Source organism: Ruegeria sp. YTSC230, from assembly GCF_059609665.1.
On the sequence record NZ_JBXWMC010000013.1, the window covers coordinates 21,039 to 41,256 of the forward strand.

At 58.3% G+C, this 20,218-nt stretch carries 17 protein-coding genes; 11 read left to right on the top strand and 6 right to left on the bottom strand.

The window, feature by feature from the left end; translation table 11 throughout:
* The first annotated feature begins 64 nt into the window (after positions 1-64).
* Positions 65-1,879 carry an extracellular solute-binding protein gene (locus AC2FD9_RS20890; protein ID WP_282118312.1) on the top strand — a complete coding sequence of 605 codons (1,815 nt, stop codon included), beginning with the start codon at positions 65-67 and terminating at the stop codon, positions 1,877-1,879.
* A 469-nt stretch (positions 1,880-2,348) separates the two neighbouring features.
* A complete protein-coding gene (locus tag AC2FD9_RS20895) occupies positions 2,349-2,585 on the top strand; it encodes a hypothetical protein (protein WP_058271932.1) in 237 nt (78 codons plus the stop codon).
* Here the strand turns inward: AC2FD9_RS20895 and AC2FD9_RS20900 are convergent.
* Positions 2,574-3,197 (bottom strand): helix-turn-helix domain-containing protein, encoded by a 624-nt coding sequence (locus AC2FD9_RS20900; protein WP_058271780.1) that lies wholly within the window; start codon positions 3,195-3,197, stop codon positions 2,574-2,576. The genes AC2FD9_RS20895 and AC2FD9_RS20900 overlap by 12 nt on opposite strands.
* A 65-nt stretch (positions 3,198-3,262) precedes the next feature.
* Between AC2FD9_RS20900 and AC2FD9_RS20905 the strand changes: the two genes are divergently transcribed.
* The 5 genes from AC2FD9_RS20905 (at position 3,263) to AC2FD9_RS20925 (ending at position 9,318) form a co-directional block, all read left to right on the top strand.
* Positions 3,263-4,780, top strand: a complete 1,518-nt coding sequence (locus tag AC2FD9_RS20905) for a class I adenylate-forming enzyme family protein (RefSeq protein WP_496838711.1) — start codon at positions 3,263-3,265, stop codon at positions 4,778-4,780.
* Entirely contained in the window at positions 4,777-5,436 is a 660-nt protein-coding gene (locus AC2FD9_RS20910) for a DsbA family oxidoreductase (RefSeq protein ID WP_058271782.1), read from the top strand. Before AC2FD9_RS20905 ends, AC2FD9_RS20910 begins: the two co-directional genes overlap by 4 nt.
* Positions 5,437-5,511: 75 nt before the next feature.
* Entirely contained in the window at positions 5,512-6,720 is a 1,209-nt protein-coding gene (locus AC2FD9_RS20915) for an MFS transporter (RefSeq protein ID WP_282168204.1), read from the top strand.
* Positions 6,721-7,000: 280 nt separating this feature from the next.
* Complete coding sequence (locus AC2FD9_RS20920) at positions 7,001-8,665, top strand: tetratricopeptide repeat protein (protein ID WP_496838714.1); 1,665 nt, start codon at positions 7,001-7,003, stop codon at positions 8,663-8,665.
* The gene (locus AC2FD9_RS20925; RefSeq protein WP_496838716.1) at positions 8,662-9,318 is read left to right on the top strand and encodes an SH3 domain-containing protein; all 657 of its coding nucleotides are present in this window, start codon (positions 8,662-8,664) and stop codon (positions 9,316-9,318) included. Before AC2FD9_RS20920 ends, AC2FD9_RS20925 begins: the two co-directional genes overlap by 4 nt.
* Here the strand turns inward: AC2FD9_RS20925 and mfd are convergent.
* Complete coding sequence (mfd, locus tag AC2FD9_RS20930; RefSeq protein ID WP_496838718.1) at positions 9,315-12,773, bottom strand: transcription-repair coupling factor; 3,459 nt, start codon at positions 12,771-12,773, stop codon at positions 9,315-9,317. The two genes, AC2FD9_RS20925 and mfd, sit on opposite strands and share 4 nt — an antisense overlap.
* A 19-nt stretch (positions 12,774-12,792) precedes the next feature.
* On the bottom strand, positions 12,793-13,320 hold the full coding sequence (locus tag AC2FD9_RS20935; protein ID WP_109311775.1) for a component of SufBCD complex: 528 nt from the start codon (positions 13,318-13,320) through the stop codon (positions 12,793-12,795).
* Between the two features lie 119 nt (positions 13,321-13,439).
* Between AC2FD9_RS20935 and hemB the strand changes: the two genes are divergently transcribed.
* The 4 genes from hemB to AC2FD9_RS20955 all read left to right on the top strand — a co-directional run bounded on the left by hemB (position 13,440) and on the right by AC2FD9_RS20955 (position 18,292).
* Positions 13,440-14,438 carry a porphobilinogen synthase gene (gene hemB / locus AC2FD9_RS20940; RefSeq protein WP_496838720.1) on the top strand — a complete coding sequence of 333 codons (999 nt, stop codon included), beginning with the start codon at positions 13,440-13,442 and terminating at the stop codon, positions 14,436-14,438.
* A gap of 142 nt (positions 14,439-14,580) precedes the next feature.
* The gene (locus AC2FD9_RS20945; protein WP_496696562.1) at positions 14,581-15,153 is read left to right on the top strand and encodes a lipid-binding SYLF domain-containing protein; all 573 of its coding nucleotides are present in this window, start codon (positions 14,581-14,583) and stop codon (positions 15,151-15,153) included.
* A gap of 172 nt (positions 15,154-15,325) precedes the next feature.
* A complete protein-coding gene (locus AC2FD9_RS20950; RefSeq protein WP_496838722.1) occupies positions 15,326-17,788 on the top strand; it encodes a penicillin acylase family protein in 2,463 nt (820 codons plus the stop codon).
* Positions 17,789-17,896: 108 nt separating this feature from the next.
* Complete coding sequence (locus AC2FD9_RS20955) at positions 17,897-18,292, top strand: nuclear transport factor 2 family protein (protein ID WP_108858471.1); 396 nt, start codon at positions 17,897-17,899, stop codon at positions 18,290-18,292.
* A 12-nt stretch (positions 18,293-18,304) separates the two neighbouring features.
* Here AC2FD9_RS20955 and AC2FD9_RS20960 read toward each other — a convergent pair whose 3' ends face one another.
* Genes AC2FD9_RS20960 through hfq form a run of 3 tightly spaced genes read right to left on the bottom strand, consistent with a single transcriptional unit; the run spans position 18,305 to position 20,118 of the window.
* The gene (locus AC2FD9_RS20960) at positions 18,305-18,589 is read right to left on the bottom strand and encodes a putative quinol monooxygenase (protein ID WP_496838724.1); all 285 of its coding nucleotides are present in this window, start codon (positions 18,587-18,589) and stop codon (positions 18,305-18,307) included.
* Between the two features lie 18 nt (positions 18,590-18,607).
* The gene (gene hflX / locus AC2FD9_RS20965) at positions 18,608-19,879 is read right to left on the bottom strand and encodes a GTPase HflX (protein ID WP_496838726.1); all 1,272 of its coding nucleotides are present in this window, start codon (positions 19,877-19,879) and stop codon (positions 18,608-18,610) included.
* A complete protein-coding gene (gene hfq / locus AC2FD9_RS20970) occupies positions 19,879-20,118 on the bottom strand; it encodes an RNA chaperone Hfq (RefSeq protein WP_005982826.1) in 240 nt (79 codons plus the stop codon). The genes hflX and hfq overlap by 1 nt, the downstream gene beginning before the upstream one ends.
* Between the last annotated feature and the right edge of the window lie 100 nt (positions 20,119-20,218).

The following is a 20,218-nucleotide window of genomic DNA, read 5'->3' on the forward strand; positions in this document are numbered from 1 at the left end:
ACAAGAAAAATCATAGCTACGATGAATCCCAACAAAATAAGGCCAGAGCAGGATTGTTTCCAAAATGAGCCCCGATTTTCTACGCCCCGTTCGCCCATTGATCGCGGGAATCACTGCACTTTTGAGCACGTCAATTGCTTATGCAGAATCGACCCATGGCATAGCTATGTATGGTGACCCCGCCTTACCACCGGATTTTGTGTCCCTGCCCTACGCAAATCCGGACGCGCCAAAAGGCGGAAAAGTCGTGTTCGGAAATACGGGCGGCTATAACAGTTTGAACCCGTTCGTGCAAAAAGGCAGCTCGCCCTGGCAATTGCGATTTTGGACCCATGAGGGCCTGATGGGTCGATCCTGGGACGAACCTTTCACTCTTTACGGGCTGTTAGCCGAATCAGTTGAGACAGCGCCGGACCGGTCCTGGGTCGAATTCACCCTGCGTGAGAACGCCGAATTCTCGGATGGTACACCAGTCACAGTGGATGATGTCATCTGGTCGTATGAGACTTTAGGCACCGAAGGCCACCTGCGATATCGCGGGTTGTGGGGCAAGATAGACAGTATCGAACAGACCGGTCCCCGCACGGTGCGCATCACCTTCAACGAGCCCGACCGCGAGCTTGCCCTGATTGCAGGCCTGCGCCCGATCCTGCAGAAAGCCCAGTGGGAAGGTAAAGATTTTGCCAATGCCGGGTTGCATGACATTCCGGTCGGAACCGGGCCCTACATCGTCGACAGCTATGAGGCCGGTAGATACGTGAACCTCAAGCGGAACCCGGATTATTGGGGCACTGATATTCCCTTCCGTAAAGGCACCATGAATTTGGACGAAATGCGGATCGAGTTTTACGGCGACGGCACAGTTCTGTTTGAGGCCTTCAAAGCCGGTGAACTGACTGCGGTACGTGAATTCAATGCCGACAAATGGGCGAACCAATACAATTTCCCGGCCGTCCAGCGTGGAGATGTGGTCAAGACCGAGATCCCACACGGCAAGCCTTCGGGCATGACCGGGTTTGTCATGAACACCCGCAAAGCGCCGTTTGCCGACTGGCGTGTCCGCGAGGCGCTGACACTGGCATTCAATTTCGAGTTCATCAACGACACGATTACCGGTAACGCGCAGCCGCGTATCTCATCCTATTTCTCGGGCTCGGACCTTGCGATGCAGCCCGGCCCGGCAAGTGATCGCGTCGAAGAGCTGCTATTGGAGTTCAAGGACGACCTGCCCCCCGGAACGCTTGAAGGCTATACCCTGCCGGAAAGTGACGGATCGGCCCGCAATCGTTCGAACATCCGCGCTGCAACCAAACTGTTGGCTGAGGCTGGTTGGACCATCCAGGACGGCGTGCTGCGTAACGAAAACGGCGATGCTTTTACGCTGACCGTATTGCTGCAACAGGGCGACACCGAAAGCGAAACAGCAATCGAGATCTACACGCGCGCGCTGGAACGTCTTGGCATCGCTGTGAACACCGAACAGGTCGACAGCGCCCAGTTTACAAGCCGAACGTCGGCGCTGGATTTCGACATGACCTATTTCCGTCGCGCATTGTCCCTGTCACCCGGTAACGAGCAGCGCCTGTATTGGGGCAGCGAAAACGCGGACACTCCAGGCACGCGCAACTTGATGGGGGTGGCTTCACCCGCTGTGGACGGAATGATTGACGCCATGTTGGCATCGGAAAGTCATGAGGATTTCGTCGCTGCAACGCGCGCGCTTGATCGTGTGTTGACCGCCGGGCGCTATGTCATTCCGATTTGGAACTTTGATGTAGGCCGGATCGCCCACGCCAAGGAACTCAAGCAGCCGGAAAACTTGCCGATCTATGGCGATGGGCCCGAGTACATGCCGCAGGTTTGGTGGTACGAAGAGTAACCGGTCACGCGCGGCTCCAAAAGGACGTAGGCGGAAAACGGCACACAGCCATATGGCACCGCATATTGCGGGTCGAATTTCCGCCGCGCCGACATGTTGCAACTGTCCCTACGTTAAGTGTTCCCTAAAAAAACTCACACAAAAAGCTTTACTGAACGGGCTTTGGCGATATAGCTTGTACATATACTGCAGTGCGCTGCACGAATTGATTATTGCTTTGAAATTCAAAACGTAACTCTTCGTCCGGTGCGCAGCACATCGAATCTACGGACCGGCCTCCACTCACTCAAAAATCAGGTCCGTCTGCCCGTTGCGGATAGGCTGCAACGGGCACTTTCGACCCCGCCAAAAATCTTTCCGCCATCCGACCCCGGGTGCGACATTTTGTCATGCCCGAACGCCCCCATCACATACGTACGCTGGTTCTGGGGACGAGCGGTTTGAAACCATGAATACGGAAAGCTGTCTAATGTTGAAATGGACCGATCTGACGCAAGACTGGAGTGCAATGTATACCCGCGCCAAACGGCGCTTTCCAAACCTGCGGGATCAGGACATGGTGCGGTTAAGCCAAGACCGCAAATGTTTCGAAGCGTATCTGGCTGAACGCCATCAACTGACCATGAACGAAGCCCACGAAGAGCTTGAGGACTTTTTGTTCACGGAAGGTTTGAACCGGGAATTCAGCCGGTCGTTAAGTAAGTGATGTCACCCACAGGATCATTGCATCTTCGTCGCTGACCGAGATTACATTGTGACCCATGCTCCCGTCGTAATAGGCGCTGTCGCCGCGGCGCATTTCGACTGGTTCATAAAACTCGGTATAAAGGCGCACAACACCCGTCAGGACATACAAGAACTCTTCTCCGTCGTGGCGGACCCAGCCGTCGAACTCATCCATTGACCGCGCGCGGACACGGGCCCGATAGGGCAACATCTGCTTTTTTGTCAGCGTTTCGGCCAGCAGTTCATGTTCATAGGTGGTTGTGGGATGGGCAGACCCTTCGCCCATGCGCGTCACGGCCATCCGGCCGATCACCTGGTCCCGCTGTGGCGCCGTAAACAGCTGCGGCACCGAAATCTCAAGACCGGTCGCAAGCTTTTTCAGCGCGTCATAGGTGGGCGACATCTGACCGTTTTCGATCTTGCTGAGCGTTGAACGCGCCAAACCGGCTTGTGTGGCCGCCTGTTCAAGCGTCCATTTCCGCGCTTTCCGCAGCTCGCGCACTCGCGCGCCGAGGTCCAGTGGTTCAACTTCCGTATGTTCGCCGGAGTCCCGGGCAATGCGGATCAGTGATGTCTGGTCTTGGGTGCTCATGCGTCATTCTATAGGCGCAGCCCGTCGCGCTTGCAACGCAGCAGTGGTCGCGCTAGCCAGTTGCCATGCTTTCAATTTTTGATCAGGGGCCGCCGCCGGCCTGCCCGTCTCCGTTCAATCTGGCAGCGCATGTACTGCGCTGTGCGGACAGGCTTGCGGATAAGACCGCCCTGTCCGTCGTGGGTTCCACGGATGCCCGGAATTGGACGTTTTGCGAGTTGCAGCAGGCCATTCTGGGCACTGGCACAGGGTTGTTGAATGCCGGTTTGAAGCCCGGCGATATCGCGTTGATGCGGCTTGGGAACACGGTCGATTTCCCGATTGCCTATCTCGGAGCGATTGCTGTCGGCATCATCCCGGTCCCAACATCATCGCAGCTGACCGAGCCGGAAACAGAACGCATGATCAAGGACCTCAGGCCTGCCATCATTCTGCGTGACCCACAAGTTGCGTGCGCCGCGCACCCGGTTCAGATTGACCTGTCCAATTTGGCCGGAATGCGTGATCTGCCTGCTGCTGAGTTTCAATTGGGTGACCCGGAACGGATGGCCTATGTCGTCTATACTTCGGGCACATCGGGAAAACCGAGGGCTGTGGCCCACGCCCATCGTGCCATCTGGGCGCGTCAGATGATGGTGGATGGCTGGTACGGGCTGCGTGAAACCGATCGCCTGTGTCACGCAGGCGCGTTCAACTGGACCTATACCTTGGGCACCGGTCTGATGGATCCGTGGACCATTGGCGCAACGGCTCTTATCCCCGCGCCTAGCACCGATCTGGACGCACTACCTGCCCTGCTACGCCATCATCAAGTCACCATCTTTGCTGCAGCACCGGGCGTATTCCGTAAGGTGGTGAGCTCAACAGACGACCTCGACCTGCCGGAATTGCGGCATGGGTTATGCGCCGGAGAAAAACTGTCACGGCATCTGCATGAACAGTGGGCGCAAGCGACCGGCACTGAACTCTACGAAGCTTATGGCATGTCCGAGTGTTCGACTTTCATTTCGTCCAGCCCGGCGCATCCAGCGCGGTCCGATGCATTGGGCCAGCCGCAGCCTGGCCGCCGTGTGGCCATTCTGGGACCTGATGGTCCTGTACCTCAGGGTCAGGAAGGCACCATTGCCGTACACAGGTCCGACCCCGGCCTGATGCTGACCTATCTTAACGCCCCGGACGAGGCCGAAGCCCGGATGCAGGACGACTGGTTCCTTACCGGCGATCAAGGGGCCATGGCCGTGGATGGCCAGATCACCTATCTGGGCCGCGATGACGATATGATGAATGCAGGCGGCTATAGGGTGTCACCGGTTGAGGTCGAGGCCGCGCTGTCCCGATATCCCGGCATCGCGCAGGTCGGGGCTGCGGCAGTCGAGGTTAAACAGGACACATTTGTGATAGCAGCCTTCTATACAGGACCGGAAAAGCTGGACGACGACGCCCTGCGCACCTATGTCGAGGCAAATCTGGCGCGCTATAAGCAACCGCGCGCCTTCATCCATCTGCCTGAACTGCCCACCGGCGGGAACGGGAAACTTCTGCGCCGGGCGCTGCCGGCCTATTTCAAGGCGACCAACCCATGACCGAGACCGTCAAGCTTGATATCATGTCCGACCCGATCTGCCCTTGGTGCTATATCGGCAAAACCCATCTGGACAAGGCGCTGGCGGCGATCCCGGACCATCCGTTTGTGATCGAATGGCATCCATTCCAATTAAACCCCGACATGCCGGATGCCGGGATGGATCGCCGCGAATATCTCGAACGCAAGTTCGGGGGCAAGGACGGTGCTGTGCGGGCCTATGCACCGGTTGTTGATCATGCCGAGAACGCAGGCCTTAAGATCGACTTCGAAGGTATGAAGCGCACGCCCAACACTCTGGACGCGCACCGCCTGATCCATTGGGCAGGGATTGAAGGCAAACAGAACGCCGTGGTCGATGCACTGTTCGATGCCTATTTCGTACAGGCCCGCGATATCGGCGATCATGAGGTTCTGGCGGATATTGCCGACAATGCGGGCATGGACGCCGCAGTCGTTCTAAAACTGCTGAAATCCGATGCCGATCGCGAGGATATCAGCAACCGTGACAGCCATTCCAGGCAAATGGGCGTCAGCTCTGTCCCGACGTTCATCGTTGCCAATCAACATGCCGTCCCCGGGGCGCAACCCCCTGAAATGTGGGAAAAAGTGATTGCTGAAATCATGTCTCAACTTGAGGCTTCCCCTGCAAATTAGCACAGACCTCTGTGCAATTTGACACCTAGCGTCAACTGATTTGCCGTGATAGCGCGAACAGATCAGGAGGGCGTTATGGCCAATCGCATGTCACGGGGTGAGTTCGTAGCACTTGTCGCAATGATGTTTGCGACAATCGCGTTTTCGATCGATTCCATGTTGCCTGCACTGCCAAATATCGGCGCGCAACTCAGCCCCAACGACGTCAACAAAGCCCAGCTGATCCTGACTTCGTTTGTGTTGGGCATGGGGATTGGCACGTTTTTCACCGGTCCGCTGTCGGACGCCTTTGGCCGCAAACCAGTGATTTACGTCGGATCGGCACTGTATATCATCGCTGCGGCAGCTGCCTGGGCCAGTTCATCACTCGAAATGCTATTGGTCGCCCGTGTCTTCCAGGGGATCGGATGTGCGGCCCCGCGCGTGGTGGCCATGGCAATTATTCGCGACCTGTATTCGGGCCGCGAGATGGCGCGGATTGTATCGATTGCAATGATGATCTTCACCCTGGTACCGGCGATTGCGCCAATGCTTGGTGCCGGCGTGATCGCACTGACCGGATGGCGGGGTATCTTTGCCTCATTCATCCTGTTCTCACTGATCACCATCGTCTGGATGGGCCTGCGCCTTCCGGAACCTCTGTCGGCCGAAAACCGTCGCCCGCTGCGCCTGCCCCTTATACTGGACGCCGCGCGCCAGATGTTCACACACCCAACTGTCCGACTGTCGATCTTGGTTCAGACACTGTGTCTGGGCATGTTGTTCACCATGCTGACGATGGTTCAACCGGTCTACGATGTCATCCACGACAGTGCCGACAGTTTTCCGTTCTGGTTCGGGTTCGTGGCGTTGATGGCGGGCTCAGCCAGCCTGTTAAACGCCGCACTCGTTATCAAATTGGGCATGCGCCGGATCGTGACATGGGCGTTGGGTGCGCAGGTCCTCTTTACCACAGCTGTCATCGCCCTGAATGCGGCAGACCTGTCGCCCACGCTGTCCTTCGCCATTTTCGTAAGCTGGCAAACTGCGGTCTTCTTTATGGCAGGCATGACCATGGGCAACCTGAATGCCATCGCGATGGAACCGATGGGCCATATCGCGGGTATGGCGGCTTCGGTGATCGGAGCGATCTCGACCGTGTTTGCTGCCGCGATTGCGGCGCCTATCGGGCAGATGTTCGACGGGTCAATCACCCCGCTGGCTGTCGGTATCCTGGCCATGAGCGCCGCGGGCTTCGGCCTGATGCTGCATATGGGGCGGATCGAAAACAGGCTGCCAGCCTGATCTGTGCGACGGAAAAAAAGTACGCTAAACTTCCCTGGAATTATGGGGCACCAATGGCGAAGAACTTCCATCATCCCAACCCTAGGTCACGCAAACCAAGTGAGTTTGCGGGCACTTGGAAGGGTCGTGCTTACCGGCGCGGTGTCGCCAGAGCCCTATTGATAAACCTGTTGGTGTTTTTTGCGGTGTTCACGTTGGCAGTCTATGTCGTACAGGTCCGGGAAAATGCACGGCAAAATCCCAAGGTTTGGACTTTAGGAACCCATTGAAGGGGGGATCAATGAGCGACTATTACGATCTTGGCGCATATTCCTGTCCGATAACGACGGCCTCAACAGACGCACAGCTTTGGTTCGACCGGGGGCTGAATTGGACCTACGGCTACAACCACGACGAAGCTGTTGTGTGTTTTCAGCGCGCGCTTGAATTTGACCCTGACTGCGCGATGGCCCACTGGGGCGTGGCTTATGCCGCGGGCCCGAATTACAACCTGCCTTGGAACCTGCTGGATGACCGTGGACGGCGAAAGGCGCTGGCGCTGGCCTATGATGCCACGCAGAAAGCCGTGGCTTTGGCCGAAGGGTGCAGCCCGACGGAACAGGCGCTGATCCGCGCCCTACCCGCACGGTATCCACAGCGCGATCCTGTCGACGACATGCATAGCTGGGATCACGATTTTGCCGCCGCGATGCGCGTGGCCTTTGCAGAGCAGTCGGATCACCTCGATCTGCGCACCATCTATGTTGAGGCGCTGCTCAACCTGACCCCCTGGCAGATGTGGGATCTGAAAACCGGTAATCCCGCTGAGGGCGCCGCGACTCTGGAAGCGCAAAAAGCCCTGGAAGACGCGATGGCAGACGATCCGGCGGCGATGTCGCATCCGGGTCTGTTGCACCTCTATGTTCATCTGATGGAGATGTCGCCAACACCGGAAAAGGCGCTGAAGGCCGGGGATATCCTGCGTACTTTGGTCCCGGATGCGGGGCATTTGGTGCATATGCCAACCCATATCGACGTGTTGTGCGGGCACTATCAGAACGTCGTTCACTGGAATGAAAAGGCGACCGAGGCTGATCTGAAGTATTATGAGCGCGAAGGTGCGTTCAACATCTACACAGGCTATCGCCAGCACGACTATCATTTTGCCATCTACGGCGCGCTGTTCCTTGGCCAGATGGAACCCGCGCTGCGCGCCAATCAGGGCATCAGGGACACCACCCCCGAAGAGATGCTGCGCACCGAAAGCCCGCCCATGGCGGATTTTTTCGAAAGCTACATGTCGATGGGGCCGCATATCCTGATCCGGTTTGGCCGATGGGAAGAAGCAAAGGCCCTGCCCTTGCCCAAGGATCAGGACCTCTACCGTACTGTCACCGCAACCACCCATTACGCACGTGCAATCGCCTATGCGGCCACAGGTCAGGTGGCCGAAGCAGAGGCCGAAGAGCAACTGTTCCTTGCCGCTAAGGATCGGGTTCCGGAAACCCGGCTGCTGCACAACAACCGCGTGATCGACTTGCTGGACATCGCCCGCGAAATGCTGCGCGGAGAGATTGAGTATCGCAAAAGCAACTATGACGCCGCATTCGCCCATCTTAGGCGCTCGGTCGAATTGGACGACACGTTGCCCTACGACGAGCCATGGGGGTGGATGCAACCCGCGCGTCACGCGCTTGGTGCATTGTTGTACGAACAGGGCCACGTGCCCGAGGCCGAAGCAGTGTATCGCGAAGATCTAGGGCTTGGCGGCACTCTGAGCCGCGCCTCAATCCACCCAGACAATGTCTGGAGTTTGAAGGGCCTGCATGATTGTCTGAAAGCACGCGGTGAGACAGTCGAGATCAAACTGATCAAACAACGTCTTGATCTGGCGCTTGCCCGCGCTGACCGGGCCGTCGGGGCCTCGTGTTTTTGCGCGCAGGCAGCAATGAAGGCCGCAGAATGATCCGCGCATTTATGTTGTCACTGTTGGTCTGCGGCCCGGCTCTGGCTGACCGCCAGTCTTTTCCGCCGGTCGATGAAGCAGATCGCGATCCTACTCTCGTGGCCTTTCGGGAGAGTTTGTTGGCGAGCGTGGCCGCACGTGATACCGAGACCGTGATCGCAGCTGCTTGCCCGGACATCTACCTCAGCCATGGCGGAAATGGCGGGCCCGGGGAATTTCTTGAGTACCTCGCCCCGGAAACCAGCGACTCTCAAGAAGATCAGATCCGCCAAGCCTATTGGAGCGATCTGGAAACCACCCTGTCCCAACCGGGCTATTTCGACGACGAGGGCGAGTTTTGGATGCCGCATCAATGGCAGATCACTTTGCCTGCCTCACTGGACCCTTACGTGGCCTACTTTGTGACCGGTGAGGACGTGACCCTTCGGCAAGCTGCCGAGCCGGGCTCCCCAGCGCTGAGCCTCATCAGCTATGAGATCGTCATCGTCCCGAACTATCGCGACGGTGCCGACTATCAACCGGTGATGCTGACCGACGGCACGCGGGGATTCATGCACGGCGACTTTCTCTGGCCCATGACAGGCCACCGTGCCGCATTCGTAAAATCGGACGCGGGCGAATGGCAATTGTGCACTTTCGTCAGCGGAGACTAGGCTTTCGCCTTTTTCTTCTTCGCTGCCATGACCTTTTCCGCCAGATCGCGGGCGATGGCGAATGCGCCTTTAATCTTGTCGCTGTCCTTCTTCCAATCGCGTCTGACGACGATCTTGTTGTCCTTGACCTTGGCCAAACCGCGCTGGTTCTGAATGAACTCTACCAAACCCTCCGGCGAGGCGAACTTGTCGTTGTGAAACTGGATTGTCGCGCCCTTCGGCCCGCCATCCAGCTTGGCGATCCCTGCCCGCTTGCACATCGCCTTGATACGCACGACCAGCATCAGGGTGTTCACCTCTTTCGGTAGCGTTCCGAACCGGTCAATCAGTTCTGCGGCAAAACCTTCCAGCTCGACCTTGGTCGAAAGCGATGACAGGCGACGATAAAGCCCAAGGCGCACATCCAGATCGGGCACGTAATCTTCGGGGATCAGAACCGGCACGCCCAGATTGATCTGTGGCGCCCATTGGTCGTCTGCCTCCGACAGCCCTTCCATCTCACCGGCTTTGATTTTGGCAATCGCCTCTTCCAGCATCGATTGATACAGCTCATAGCCGACATCGCGCATCTGACCTGATTGTTCCTCGCCCAGCAAGTTGCCCGCACCGCGAATGTCCAGGTCCTGCGATGCCAGCGTGAACCCGGCCCCCAATGTATCCAGCGAGCCCAGAACCCGCAGGCGCTTTTCGGCTGTCGCCGTCAGTTTCTGACGCGGCTTGGTGGTCAGGTACGCATAGGCACGGGTTTTAGACCGCCCTACCCGACCACGGATCTGATAGAGCTGCGCCAGGCCGAACATATCCGCCCGGTGCACGACCATCGTGTTCGCGGTCGGAATATCCAGCCCGCTCTCGACAATCGTCGTAGCCAACAGCACGTCGTATTTTCCGTCATAAAAGGCGTTCATACGATCATCGAGTTCACCCGCCGCCATTTGCCCATGTGCCACCATATAAGTCAGCTCGGGCAGCTGTTCTTTCAGGAACTCTTCAATCTCTGGCAGGTCGGAGATACGGGGAACAACGTAAAAGCTCTGCCCGCCACGATAGTGTTCGCGCAGCAGCGCCTCGCGGACAGTGACCACGTCGAACTCGCTGACATAGGTGCGGATAGCCAGACGGTCGATCGGCGGTGTGCCGATGATCGACAGATCGCGCACCCCTGTCAGTGACAATTGCAGTGTCCGAGGGATCGGCGTGGCGGTCAGGGTCAGAACGTGAATGTCGCTGCGCAGCTGTTTCAGACGTTCCTTGTGACCGACGCCAAAATGCTGTTCTTCGTCGATGATCAACAGGCCCAGATTGTTGAACCGGATACCCTTGGCCAGCAACGCATGGGTGCCGATCACGATGTCGACGGTCCCGCGCGCCATACCATCACGGGTCTGCTGGGCATCTTTCGCGGACACAAACCGCGACAGCTGCCGCACCTCCAACGGAAAGCCACGGAACCGTTCCTTGAAGCTGGCTGCATGCTGACGGGCCAGCAAGGTGGTCGGTGCGATCACGGCCACCTGAACACCGGACATCGCGGCAACAAAGGCCGCGCGCATGGCAACCTCGGTTTTGCCAAAGCCCACGTCACCACAAATCAACCGATCCATCGGCGCGCCGGAATGCATGTCCTCCATCACCTCGGAAATCGCGCGCAACTGATCATCGGTTTCCTGATATGGAAAGCGCGCGCTGAACTCCTCCCACGCATGGGGCGGCGGATCCATGACCGGAGCTTTGCGCAAAGCGCGTTCGGCTGCGATACGGATCAGCTTGTCCGCCATCTCGCGAATGCGCTCTTTCAGCTTGGCTTTCTTTGCCTGCCACGCACCTCCACCCAAGCGGTCCAGCAGACCTTCGTCATGGCCGTATTTGGACAACAATTCGATGTTCTCGACCGGCAGATACAGCTTGGACTGTTCGGCATATTCCAGCAGCAGGCATTCGTGCGCAGCGCCGGCCGCCGTGACCACTTCCATCCCTATGTACCGCCCGATCCCGTGGTCGACATGCACCACCAGATCACCGGGGCTGAGCGATTGGGTTTCGGTCAGGAAGTTCTCGGCCTTGCGGCGCTTCTTGGGCTGACGGATGAGGCGGTCACCTAGCACGTCCTGCTCGGCGATCACGGTCAGACCGGGCGTTTCAAACCCGTGCTCAAGCGCCCAGACAGCCAGATGCAATCCGCGTTTGCCAATCCGGGTGCCATCGGTGACAGGGACGGCTTCGGCCAGGCCTTCATCCTCGATCAAGCCTGTTAGACGCTCTCGCGCCCCTTCAGAATACGACGCAATCAAGACGGGGCCCTTGGCCATCTTGTCGGTGATATGGCTTGCCAAAGCACCAAACAGGCTGATGTTTTCCTGCTGCCGCTCTGGTGCGAAATTGCGGCCGATCCGCCCGCCTGCATCGATCACACCGGGACCGCTGGCCTGAGGCAGCGGGCTGAACTGCATCACCCGCCGGTCCCCGACCGCCTGCTCCCACGCGGCATCGTCTAGATAGAGCAATCCGGGAGGTGTAGGCTTATACACCGTATCCATGCGCGAACGGTTTTCCAGCGCCAGACGCCGCGTTTCATACTGATCGGCTATTGTATCCCAGCGGGCAAGCCGCGTGGGTGTCACCTGATCATCCACAGTGATCGTCGCATCCGGCAGATAATCAAAAAGGGTTTCCAGCTTTTCGTGGAAGAACGGCAGCCAGTGTTCGATGCCCTGATGCTTGCGGCCCGCACTGATCGCCTCATACAGCGGATCATCGGTGCCCGCCGCGCCAAATTCGATGCGATAGTTTTGGCGGAACCGCGTGATGGCGGCGTCATCCAGAATGACCTCGGAAACCGGAGCCAATTCGACAACATCCAGCTTTTCGGTCGTGCGTTGCGAAACCGGATCGAACCGGCGCGCGCCGTCCAGCACGTCTCCGAACAGATCCAGACGTACGGGACCGGATTCGCCCGGGGGAAAAATGTCGATGATACCGCCGCGAACCGCGTAATCACCCGGCTCCATCACCGTCGGACTTTGGGTGAACCCCATGCGCACAAGGAAGTTCCGCAGCGCCGTTTCGTCGACGCGGTGATTCACGCGAGCAGTAAAGGCCGCCTCGCGCAGCACATCTCGCGCAGGCACACGCTGGGTCGCGGCGTTCAGCGTGGTCAGCAGGACAAACCGTTCCGGCATCTGATGCACCAATGCCGCCAAAGTCGCCACACGCGCCGCTGCTATGTCGGCGTTGGGCGACACCCGGTCATATGGCAGACAATCCCACCCCGGAAACACAAAGACCGGCATATCGGGGGCGAAGAAAGCCAGTGCGGCCCGCATCGCCTCCATCCGTTTATCGTCACGCGCAACGTGGCAGACCGGCCCGCCAACGCGCGTGATCTCATTCAGAACAAGCTGTGCGTCAAACCCTTCGGGAGCGCCGCCAACCGTCACATGGTTCGGAGCTGTCATCGCCTTGCCTTTCTGATTTTCATCCCCCGAGAACGCCGATCGAGACGTTCTGGTACATACCCCAAAGTGACGTGATGACAATTGAGATCATGCCGATGATCTGGGTGTAAATCCTGCAGCGCACAAGGATCTTGGACACGCTTCCAAGCACCGGCTCGATGCCTTGCAACTTGCGCGCGGCGCGAATGTTGATCAGCATTACTAAACTCACCGGGAACAGCAACAAAAACACGGCCTGTGCAAATTCAACGCCATAATAGAAACCCAGCATCGCAAGCCCGGTAAAAAAGAAACAGCTCAAGGCAAGAATAACCAGGCCTGACATATCAACGATGTACAGCATCCTGTTACGGTTGATCCTTACGATATCCAGCAGGTCCTGCTCGGACTGACCGCCAACACGACGGGCACGCACAAGCAGATCGTAGGGAACCCCCATCGCCCAGTGGCTGGCCGACGACCAGAGCACCGCCAACACAATCCAGTACCACAGATTCGAAAAGCTGCGCATGTCGATGAGTTCGAAAATCGAAGAGTGCAAATCCACGCATCAGCCCTTTGTTCATTGTCCTTGGGGCGTTCTTCGCGCAGGCGCGTCCAATGTTACCCTTGAGACCATCGGGAATTCATGCCACCCAATGCACGATTATTCAAGGAGAGCGCGACATGAAACCGACCATCGCCCCCTACCCCCTTACGCGATTTCGCCGGGCGCGCCAATCCAACGCCATTCGTGGGTTGGTGCGGGAAAACGCGCTGACGACAGACGATCTGATCTGGCCGGTTTTTGTGCGCGATGGCGAAGGCATTGAAGAACCCGTTCCTTCAATGCCCGGCGTTGTGCGGCGCTCGGTCGATCTGATTGCCAAAGCCGCAGTCGAGGCACAGGCTATGGACATCCCGGCGATCTGTATCTTTCCTTATACTGATCCCAGCCTGAAAACCGAAGATTGCGCCGAGGCGTGGAACCCAGACAATCTGTCGAACCGGGCCATTCGGGCGATCAAATCTGCGGCCCCCGATATCGCCGTGATGACCGACGTGGCGCTGGATCCATATAACATCAATGGCCATGACGGCTATGTCGTGGATGGCGAGATCGTGAACGATCAGACCGTCGAGGCGCTGGTCAAAATGACACTGGCGCAGGCTGAGGCCGGGGCCGACATCATTGGACCCTCAGACATGATGGATGGCCGCATCGGCGCAATGCGCCGCGCGCTTGAGGGTGCCGGGCACCACAACGTGATGATCCTCAGCTATGCCGCTAAATATGCCAGCGCATTCTACGGCCCCTTCCGCGATGCAGTGGGCGCGTCCGGTGCGCTGACCGGAGACAAGAAGACCTACCAGATGGACCCGGCCAATTCGAACGAGGCCCTGCGCCTGATCGAACGTGATCTGACAGAAGGCGCAGACATGGTGATGATCAAACCAGGCATGCCCTATCTGGATATCTGTCGCCGCGTGAAAGACACGTTTGGCGCGCCAACCTATGCCTATCAGGTGTCCGGTGAATACGCGATGATACAGGCAGCTGCGCAGAACGGCTGGATTGATGGTGAGAAGGTCATGCTGGAAAGCCTGCTGGCCTTCAAACGTGCGGGTTGCGACGGAATCCTGACCTACTTTGCACCGCAGGTTGCTCGCGTTCTTCAAGGCTAAAACCCCGGGCGGTCGCGATTTTTCGCCGATTGTGAACGCTGTTGGGCCAGCTTTCCCGTGACACACAGGCGCAATCGGCGTATTCTTGCACACAAGATCGGGAACACCCGACACTTCAGGCAGTTTATACAGAGAAAAAAACATGAGCAGTTCCAACTCTCCCCGACTAAACCGTCGTGGCTTTGCGTTTGGCATGGCCGGGCTCACACTGACCGCTGCATGCGGAAACGGTGTAGGCAATTCCAATGCGGCCCAGATCGACGCCCGTGTGAACGTGACGCTGAACGAAATGTTCAGCAAGTACCCCAACACCGTCGAGATCGCCGAAAAAGCCGACGGCATGCTGGTGATGCCGTTGATCACCGAGGCCGGTTTCATCTTTGGCGGTGCCTATGGCCAGGGCGCGCTGCGCATCAACGGAGCAACGGTAGACTATTACTCGGCCCTATCCGGCAGTGCTGGTCTGCAGATCGGCGCGCAACAATATGCGCATGTCCTGTTCTTTATGACGCAGGACGCCCTAGATGACTTCCGCCGCTCCAGCGGTTGGACCGCAGGTGCGGATATCGGCTACGTCGTCGATGCCACCGGCGACTCGCTCTCAACCGACACAACCCAATTGCGCAAACCGGTACTTGCCGCCGTTTTCGGACAGGCCGGTTTGAAATTCGGCGCGACCGTCGAAGGCACCAAGTACACGCGCATTATCCCCTGATACCGAATACCACCCCCCCTTTGCCACGGACCCCGCCACATGTTCAAAACCATGTGGCGGGGTTTTTCATCTCAACATGTTAACTCAACGTTCGCGCGGCGTTCCTCTTTCGGTTGCCCGGTCCTTCCAGTAGGGTTCAGCCAATAATTTCTTATGGGGATATGGGGCGTTCATGGGTCTTGTCTTTCGCTGGCTGGTTCGGATTGCTTCGGGCCTGATCCTGTTGGCCGTTGCGGCTGTGGGTCTTGTCTACTTCCTGGCCAGCCAGTCCCTGCCGGATTATGACCAGACCGTCGAAGTCAGCGGGCTGCGTGCGCCGGTCGAGATCGTGCGTGACACCGCCAATGTTCCGCATATTCTGGCCGAAAGCGACCCGGACGTGTTCTTTGGCCTGGGCTATGCCCATGCGCAGGATCGCCTGTGGCAGATGACCGTGATGCGACGCACTGCACAGGGCCGTTTATCCGAAGTGTTTGGCAAGCGCACAGTCACCATCGACAAGCTCTTGCGCCGTTTTGACCTGTACAGTCTGGCCCACCGCTCGGTCGAGGTGCAGGACGATTACACCAAAGCTGCGCTGCGCGCTTATTCTGCAGGCGTCAATGCCCGGCTGGATGAGATCAATGAGAACGCATTGGGACGCGGCGCGCCCGAGATGTTTCTGTTCAACGCATCTGTTTCGCCGTGGCAGCCCGGCGACAGCATTGCGATCATCAAACTGATGAGCCTGCAACTGTCCGGCCATTTGAAAGATGAGGTCCTGCGCGCCCGCACATCCCTGATGCTGAACGATCCTCAGCGGCTTGTCGATATCCTGCCAGACGTACCGGGTGCGGGTATCGCGGCGCTGCCGGAATATGCGTCTTTGTTCCCAGAACTGCCGCGCTATGCCGAAGGCACCCCGATGCCAGACTCGCCTCTGTCACCATTCCCTAAACGCGGCTTGGCCGGGGCGTCGAACGCGTGGTCGGCTGCGCCTTCGCGTTCCGCGATCGGGGGCACCCTGCTGGCCAACGACCCCCATCTGGGCCTGACCGCACCCGGCATTTGGTACCTGGCACGGCTTGAGCTGGCCAAAGGCGGTGTCATCGGTGCGACCATTCCGGGCGTTCCAGCGATCATGACGGGCCGCAGTGACCGGCTAGGCTGGGGTCTGACGTCGTCTTACCTGGACGATCAGGATGTTCACATCGAACAGCTGAACCCGGAAAACCCAGAAGAATACCTGTCGCCTGATGGTTTCAAACGGTTTCGCTCGCGCCCCTCGATCATCGAGATCAAAGACGAAGCTCCCATCACCCTGACTCTGCGCTGGACCGAGAACGGACCCGTCTTGCCCGGTAGCCATTACGATCTGGAAACGATCACCCCGCCCGGGCACGTTGCCTCATTGGCCTGGACCGCACTTAGCCCGCGCGACACGTCGATGACGGCTTCGATGGCATTAATGAATTCGGACAGTGTGCGCGAAGCCATCGACGTGGCCGAACTGTTCATTGCGCCGTCGCAAAACCTGTCGCTGGTCGACAAGGACACGATCGGCATGAAGCTGATCGGCGCAATGCCTGGCCGAGACATTCGCAACCAAAGCCGCGGCCGTATCCCAACGCCCGGTTGGTTGGCCGAGAACCTGTGGCAAGGCCGCTTGCCTTATGCAAACAACCCCGAATTCGTGACGCCAGCAGGCGGGATTCTGGGCAATACAAACAACAAGATCATCGACCGCCCCTTTCCCAACCACGTCTCATACGAATGGGGCGACACCCAAAGGGTGCACCGTTGGGAACGCCTGATGCAATCGCGCGAGGTTCACACCCGCGACAGCTTTATCGAAGCGCAACTTGATACAGTCAGCTTTACCGCCCGTTCACTTCTGCCGCTAATCGGCGCCGATCTTTGGTTTACCGGAGCCTCTGCGCCCGAGGGCACACCGGAACGCCAGCGTCAGGTCGCGCTGGCCCTGCTGGCCGAGTGGAACGGTGAGATGAACGAGCACCTGCCTGAACCGCTGATCTATGCCGCATGGTTGCGCGCGCTGCAAATCCGGCTGATCTCGGACGAGCTGGGGCCGCTGGCGGCCGAATACAAACATGTTGAGCCGCTGTTCATCGAACGGGTGTACCGCGATATCGACGGCGCGTCGGTCTGGTGCGACGTGCGTCAGAGCGCACCCGTGGAAACCTGTACCGACATGGCACGACTGGCGCTGGACGATGCGCTGATCTGGATCAGCGAGAAATACGGTGGTTCGCTGGAATCCCTGCGCTGGGGAGACGCCCATCAGGCCACGCATGACCACCCGGTTCTGGGCACGGTTCCCGTTCTGCGGTTCTTCGTCAACATCCGCCAATCCACCAGCGGCGGCGACAACACCCTGCTGCGCGGGCGGACATCGGGCGAAGGGCCCAACCCTTTCCAAAACGTCCACGGTGCGGGATATCGCGGTGTCTATGATTTTGCCGACCCCAACAGTTCGGTCTTTATCACGGCCACAGGTCAGTCGGGGCATTTCCTGTCGCGCTACTACGACGATCAGGCTCAGCTTTGGCGGCGAGGTGAGTATATCCCCATGTCACTGGACATGGATCTGGCCCGCGCGGCAGCGGTCGGCGTAACCAACCTGACCCCGCGCTGATTTCACTGCTTCGGCAGGACCTTGCCCCTTTTGCAAGCTGCCGTGGACGCGCGCAGGTGTTTTCGCCTACGATCTGCAAGCCGACAATTCGGGACCTTGGGGGTACAGATGGCCAGTATTCGGGATATGATGAACAATCTCGCGCGCGATTACGCAATCGCGTGGAGCTCGGGCGACCCAGAGGCCGTTGCCGGCTTTTTTGCACCCGACGGGCAGATCACGATCAACCGGGGTGAACCAATTGTCGGCCGTGCCGCCGTCGCAGACATGGCGCGCGGATTCTACGCCGACTTCCCGGATCTGGAAGTGCGCTGCGACATGCTGCGTTGGGCCGGATCACACGCGATTTTTGTCTGGACGCTGGAAGGCCATCACTCAGAGACCGGCAACCACGTCGTCACGCGTGGTTGGGAAGAATGGGAATTGACCGCTGACAACAAGGTGCAAACGTCGCTGGGTTGGTTCGATGCTGACGACTATCAGCGCCAGATAGACGGGCAGTAGCGGACGCCCCGCCTAAACGCGCGTGATCTGGTAGTCGCGCGGAATGCCTTCTGTCACCTTGAACCAAGTCGAGGCTTTGGTTCGCGCCTGATGGGCGTCAAAGGCCGCTTGGTTTTCAAAAATTTCGTGTACGTCGAACCGACCGGGAATATCCGCGTTTTCTTTAACGTCGAATGTGATGCAACCCGGTTCGGCCCGAGTCAGGGCGATGTGGTCCGGCAACGCCTCCCGCACCTGTGTGACACGGTCGGCAGGCACCGAAATATGACCACGCAGAACCACCTTAACTTTTGCCATCGTGACCTCGCTTGTCGATCAAAGCGCGGCGAACTGCGCCGCTTGCTTGTCGGTCCACAATACGGTGATCTGAAATCCGTCATCCGTCTGCTCTTCGGATTGAACGACATCCTGACGGAACAGCCACGCACGCTTGTTGCCTTCGGCAAACGCCAGCGTCAGAACTGTCTCGTGCCGAACCCCTTGCAAATTAACCGCGATCTCGGCCAGCAATGGTTCGATGCCTTCGCCCGTCACGGCGGAAATGGCAAAGATCGACGGGTCGCGGTCGGCCCGGGCAAACGTGGCCTCGCGCTCATCTTCGTTCAACAGGTCGATTTTGTTCCAGACCTCAAGCCGGGGCCGTTCATCATCAACGCCCAACGAGGTCAAAATGGTTTCGACATCCCGGGCTTGCGCCTCGGTGTCTTCATGGCTGATATCGCGCACATGCACGACGATATCTGCGCCCAGAACCTCTTCGAGTGTGGCGCGGAAGGCCGCGACCAGTTCGGTTGGCAAGTTCGAAATGAACCCCACCGTGTCCGACAGAATCACCTCGGGACCATCGGGCAGTTCAACCCGCCGCATAGTAGGGTCTAGCGTGGCAAACAGCATGTCCTTTGCCATTACTTCGGCCCCGGTCAGGCGATTGAACAAAGTGGACTTACCGGCGTTCGTATAGCCCACCAGCGCAACAATCGGATATGGCACCTTGGCCCGAGCAGCTCGGTGCAAGGTCCGGGTCTTGATTACCTTCTGCAATTGACGGCGCAGGCGCACAAGCTGATCGTCGATCGCCCTTCGGTCAGCCTCGATCTGGGTTTCACCGGGACCACCGACAAACCCCAATCCACCCCGCTGACGTTCAAGGTGGGTCCAGGCGCGAACCAGACGCGTACGCTGATAGCTGAGTGCGGCCATCTCGACCTGCAGCACACCTTCACGGGTGCGAGCGCGGTCGCTGAAAATCTCCAAAATCAACCCGGTCCTATCGAGGATTTTAACTTTCCAAGCCTTTTCCAGATTGCGCTGCTGAACTGGGGTCACGGGACCATCGATCAGAACCAGCTCGACCTCGGCGTCATGAAACCGTTCGCCCAGCTCCTCGATCTTGCCAGTCCCGAACAACAGCCCCGGCTGGGCACGTGGCAGACGCACAATATCGGACCCGATCACATCCAGATCGGGCAAAGCGGCAGCCAGCGCCACCGCCTCTTCCAGCGCCGGTCCAGGGACACGGCGCTGTTCATCTGATTTGATTTCCGGATGCAGCACCCAAGCCCAGGTGCGCGTCCTGTCGTGTTCCATCAAGAGGCGTCTTCGCCCTCATACAGGTTGATCGGCTGCGACGGCATGATCGTTGAAATTGCGTGTTTGTAGACCAGCTGCGACTGTCCGTCGCGGCGCAACAATACGCAGAAATTGTCGAACCAGGTGATGACACCCTGCAATTTCACACCGTTGATCAGGAAAATTGTGACCGGGACCTTTGCTTTCCGTACATTATTCAGGAACGCGTCCTGCAGATTCTGTCTGTCCGAAGCCATATTATTATAATCTCGCCATTGTTCTTGCTACGCGCTGCGGACCAACGCGCTCCCTCTGGCAGAGTATGGAGTGTCGTTAACCGATATTCCAGATGAAAAA